An 897-nucleotide genomic window follows, 5' to 3' on the forward strand; every position below is an offset into this window, starting at 1 on the left:
CCCATGAGGGGTTAAGGCTCCCAGTAGACGACTGGGTTGATAGGCCAGATATGGAAGCCCTGTAAGGGGTGGAGTTGACTGGTACTAATAGGCCGAGGACTTGTCCATAGCTGCTCGCGTCCACTGTTCGGCTCCCAGGCAACAAACAATCTTGCCGGGGATCATGCTTGAACTCGTAACACCTTTAATTGAAGAGTGTGCTTGTTCGCTGAACCCGGAATAGGGTTTCGGTGGTCATAGCGTTAGGGAAACGCCCGGTTACATTCCGAACCCGGAAGCTAAGCCTTTCCGCGCCGATGGTACTGCACAGGGGACTGTGTGGGAGAGTAGGTCGCCGCCGAACAATCTTTGAGGACCTGTGGTCCCAGCGTGAGCGCTGGGACCACAGGTCCTTTTTTGTTTTCAATGGCTTCATATGGTTTCGCTCGAAGCGCGCGGTCGACTTGGCTGCGTGAGAATGACTGCGGTACCCCGACACGACAGGAGCACCTCCGATGCCCTCCAACGATGACGGCCGGCGGCCGTCCCAGCACGATGGCGCCTCGCGGCGCCGGGATGACGAGCGTGGTGGCGGGTACCGCGGCGCCGGGGACCGGGGCCGGTCCGGTGGCGGCGACCGGCGTGGTGGCTCCGGTGGCGAGCGCAGGGGATACGGTCCGCCGCGGGATCGGGATGAGCGTCGCCCTTTCCGGAGGGATGACGCAGACCGCGGAGAGCGCGGAGAGCGCGGCGGCTTCGGCGGCCGGCGCGATGACGATCGCGGGCGGGGGCCGCGGCGTGATGACGAGCGGGGTGGCTTCCGGCGCGATGACCGGGGTCCGCGTCGTGATGACGACAGCCGTGGTGGGCGGCCGTATGGCCAGGGCGGTGACCGGCGCGGGGATGAGCGGCGTGGTG

Annotated in this window: 2 rRNA genes and 1 pseudogene; all 3 read left to right on the plus strand. The window is 65.1% G+C overall.

Annotated features, from left to right (window positions below):
• Positions 1-108 (plus strand): 23S ribosomal RNA (locus G5C51_RS42200); the annotation flags it as partial.
• A 118-nt stretch (positions 109-226) separates the two neighbouring features.
• Positions 227-343 (plus strand): 5S ribosomal RNA (rrf, locus tag G5C51_RS42205).
• A 164-nt stretch (positions 344-507) separates the two neighbouring features.
• Positions 508-897 (plus strand): annotated as a pseudogene (locus tag G5C51_RS42210) (hypothetical protein); the annotation flags it as partial.

Origin of the sequence: Streptomyces coryli (assembly GCF_011044975.1) — a bacterium.
GTDB classification, from domain to species: Bacteria; Actinomycetota; Actinomycetes; order Streptomycetales; family Streptomycetaceae; genus Streptomyces; species Streptomyces coryli.